General features: G+C 27.6%; 4 protein-coding genes. All 4 read left to right on the plus strand.

The window, feature by feature from the left end; genetic code table 11:
- The first annotated feature begins 46 nt into the window (after positions 1–46).
- The 4 genes from ACI313_RS00155 to ACI313_RS00170 all read left to right on the plus strand — a co-directional run bounded on the left by ACI313_RS00155 (position 47) and on the right by ACI313_RS00170 (position 3,822).
- Positions 47–226: a hypothetical protein gene (locus tag ACI313_RS00155; protein ID WP_320607401.1), complete on the plus strand. Its 180-nt coding sequence runs from the start codon at positions 47–49 to the stop codon at positions 224–226.
- 49 nt (positions 227–275) lie between these two features.
- Complete coding sequence (locus ACI313_RS00160) at positions 276–1,748, plus strand: radical SAM protein (RefSeq protein ID WP_439755007.1); 1,473 nt, start codon at positions 276–278, stop codon at positions 1,746–1,748.
- 30 nt (positions 1,749–1,778) lie between these two features.
- Positions 1,779–2,609 (plus strand): hypothetical protein, encoded by an 831-nt coding sequence (locus ACI313_RS00165; protein ID WP_320607404.1) that lies wholly within the window; start codon positions 1,779–1,781, stop codon positions 2,607–2,609.
- Positions 2,610–2,874: 265 nt separating this feature from the next.
- Entirely contained in the window at positions 2,875–3,822 is a 948-nt protein-coding gene (locus tag ACI313_RS00170) for a hypothetical protein (protein WP_439755008.1), read from the plus strand.
- Positions 3,823–3,912 lie beyond the last annotated feature (90 nt).

The raw sequence follows: 3,912 nt of genomic DNA on the forward strand, positions 1-3,912 counted from the left end.
ATAAATTTTTATCTATTCAAAATTTGTGAAGAAAGGAGGAACTTATATGAAAATGATATTTGAATGTTATCCAAATGGAGATTGTGAACCGGTTGATGCTTCTTGTTATCCTGTATGTTATCCAAGTGATCAAGATTGTCAACCTGATATTGATTTTGCTAATGGTCTTTTGAATAGTATACATACTACAACGTATGATAATGATTTAAACGCATTGTATGTATAGTGAAAGAATAGGAACTTAGTGTTCCTATTTTTGTATAGAGGAGGCTACTATGTTATCTTTTAATAAAAATGTGTATCTCGTTTATGGTGCAAAAAAGGATTGTATATACAATTTAAATACTGGGGAATATTTTCAAATTTATAAAAGCGATACAAATAAAATAAAGAACTTACTTTTAGATAATCAATGCTATGGTGGAAATGATAGTTTCCTTGATAGATGTTTTGAAAAAGAAATTCTAGTAGATGTAAGTGAATCAGAATTTAGTGATGGAGAAATTGAAAATATACAAATAGGGAAAAATAATATCGAATTTGCTTGGATTGAAGTAACTACAAAGTGTAATTTGTATTGTAAACATTGTTATGAAGAATCTTCAAGTGAATGCAACAGTAGCTTAGATTATGATTCAGCTAAATATATACTTGATGAATTATTTGAAAATAAAATATCAAAAATACAATTTATTGGTGGTGAGCCATTGTTGATTGGTGATAATTTAAAGAAAATGATTGAATATGCCAAAGATAAATTTGAATATATTGAAGTTTTTACAAACGGAACGTTATTAAATGAAGAATGGGCAAATTTCTTTAAAGAAAATAACATAAAAGTTGCATTATCATTATATTCTTATAATGCTTATTTTCATGATTCAGTAACAAAAATTAAAGGCTCGTTTAATAAAACCACAAACGCAATAAGAATTTTAAAGGAAAAGGGAATACCCTATAGGATTGCGACCGTTCATATGGATGGTTGTATTTTAGGAGTTAAAAGAGATGATCTATTTACTCTTAACCCAAGCAGGGATATTGTACGAATGAGTGGAAGAGCTGAGGTAAATTTACTTAATCGAGAATTATTAGAAAAGAAATTGATTACGGAACAAAATTTTAAAAATAAAGTATTTTCGACAATGTTTATAAATGGTCTTAAATATCATAAATGTTTTTCAAAAAAAATTTATATATCAGCAAATCTTGATATTTTTCCATGTGTAATGGAAAGAAGAATTAGTCATGGTAATTTGTATGGGAAAAGGTTAAAAGATGTTTTAAACCAAGAAATCTATTTTATGAATAAAGACAAAATTGATGTGTGTAAGGATTGTGAGTTAAGGTATGCTTGCTATGATTGCAGAGCGGACAGTATTTCAAAAAATGTGTATGCTCAACCTTGGTATTGTACATATAATCCTTATGAATCAACATGGAAAAATAAGGAGGAATTTATTGACGATATGTTAGGAAATACTTGCTATAAGTTGATGTTGAATTTAGATTCATTAATTGGATATACACTATTAGATTGTGTGGAGGTTCTTGAAAAAGAAGATTTCAAAATTGATAAAATCATATGTGAAAAAGAAACTGAGAATCCTTTTGTTAAAGATCAGTATTCTCAAGCATATAGCAAGAAAGCAGTAAATGCTTTCAAAGATAAAAAAGTAAATAAAGTAGAAATAGTAAATGAAAAGTATGTCATTTATATTGATTTACCATTAGTTATGAATGAATAGCCGAATTGTTATTGAGGAAAGGATTAATATATGAAATCAAATTTTTTTGATAAAGTGATGGAGGCTTCTTTGGATATCAACGAAAAAATTGCAAAAGAAGCACAAAAGAAAGTATCAGAAATAGAGAAAAGTGCAGAGAATAGTGCAAAAAAAGCTGGCACAACGCTATCTGATAAAAGTAATAGTGAAATACAATCAGCAAAAAATAAAGCGAATAATAGTCATAGAAATGCGCAAAAAATGAAAAATACGTATTATGATAATAAGAAAAAACAAGAACAGAAAAATAATCTCCAGGATGAAAATGTACAAAATACGAAAAATGAAAAAGCAAGTATTACTGTAACTAAATTTGATATTTGCATAAATATGAGAATGTGCTCAAAAAAAATAGAATTGTTTCTAGAAATTTTCGGTAATACGCCAGTACACGATAGTACTAGGGAATTATGTTCTATTAATGATGAATATATAAAATTATGCGATGAATATGATCAAAATGAAGAATCAAATGATTTAGTGAAATTAACTGAAATACGAGATGACTTTGAACAATTAAAAGGAAAATATGAAAATTTAGCACATGAATTTTGTGAAAATGAAAAAGAAATACTAAATTATGAAATAGAGGAATTGAAAAAAAATATATGTAGTTTAGATAAACAATTGGATAGAATTCAAGATAAAATGTTTGATTCAGTAAATGGATTTGGATTTTTATTTGATAGACAAGCATCAAAGGCAGATGATTTGTTAGAAAAAATAAATGAAATGAATGATCAAGTAAAAATACGAAGAAACATGATTTCTGATCTTGTTGATAAAGAAAAAATTTATAATGAAAGAATTAATAAAAAGTAATTCTATTCAAATATATTGAAATAATCAAGGGTAACAACTTAAGCGGGGTTTTACCAAATTTAATTGGGGTCAACACCGGGGTCATTAACCGTGGTCTCCTTTTTTACCATGGTTAACTGGGGTTTCGTTAAAAAAATTAAGCTCTGAAAAACACTTTGATGTGTGTATCAGAGCTTTTTTCTTTTTCATCATCCATAATGTCAATTATGTTTATAGAATTAAGATACAAGAAGCAGTCCTATAAAGTAAAGTGAGGTTTTGATTTATGAATGAACATGATTATGATATTTTAAAAAGTCGCAACAAACCAATTGATGGAGTATCTAGCTTTATTTATCCTGAGTCTTTAGTCGATTTAGGTTCTATTGAATTGGATATAATTGATTCATTGGTTACTTTTAATGGAATATATGAAAAATCCTTTAAAAAATGTATGCCTATTTTTGATGGAGTTGATTTTGATGAATTGAAGAATTTGAATCCATTGACTTTGGCAATGTATGGGATTGATGATTTATCTATCCAAAGAGAACGATTAAATGCATGTTTAAGAAAATTGAAAAGAATGAGTTTTTATGAGTTTATATTGGGAAAAATAGTGGAATCCATTGTATCAAAGAAAATCATAAAGATTTCAAAAGACTATGCTCAATTGGTTAATCTTATAGATAAGAAAATAGGTATTTCTTTTGATCCGCATTCACAAGAAGAAATTGATCAAAAAGTAGGGCAACTATATGAAATGGTTAGTAAAGGGATATTGGATGCGGTTGATAAAGAATTAAAGGAAATGAAGCAAATTAAATACTACAAAGATAATCGTGAAATTGGTGAGTATTTTAGACATTCTATGACATCGTATGTTAGATATTATTTTAAAGACCATGAAGATGAAGAAATATTTTCGTATGATCCACCAAGTAAAAAAATTGGAACATTAAAAGAACTAAGAAATATGGAAATATCAAAAGTTCTTGAATTTAAATATGCAGATACTAATAGTATTGCTGTGGATTTAGAAGATTGTTTATTTGGAAATGTATATGAAACTGCTCGAGAACTAATAAGAGAAGGAGTGTATGAAGATAGTGAAGATTTTATTCACTTATTTGTAAATATAATTTATAGATTTACTTTCGAAGAGGCCCTTCGATTTGCTGAAATAGGAGATAAATATAAAACGATAGCAGATCTAGATAAATTTAAACGATGAATCAAAAAGCCAATCAGATTTAGTTTGATTGGCTCTTTCTGTGTGCCGGGCATGGCATTAATTCAGTTGGAGATAAACCAACCACAGGTA

The sequence above is a fragment of the Floccifex sp. genome (assembly GCF_051873495.1).
Classification (GTDB): domain Bacteria; phylum Bacillota_I; class Bacilli_A; order Erysipelotrichales; family Erysipelotrichaceae; genus Floccifex.

Coding starts and splice junctions, on each gene's coding strand:
- ACI313_RS00160 (WP_439755007.1), top strand. CDS start 276: ATGTTATCTTTTAATAAAAATGTGTATCTCGTTTATGGTGCAAAAAAG.
- ACI313_RS00165 (WP_320607404.1), top strand. CDS start 1,779: ATGAAATCAAATTTTTTTGATAAAGTGATGGAGGCTTCTTTGGATATC.
- ACI313_RS00170 (WP_439755008.1), top strand. CDS start 2,875: ATGAATGAACATGATTATGATATTTTAAAAAGTCGCAACAAACCAATT.
- ACI313_RS00155 (WP_320607401.1), top strand. CDS start 47: ATGAAAATGATATTTGAATGTTATCCAAATGGAGATTGTGAACCGGTT.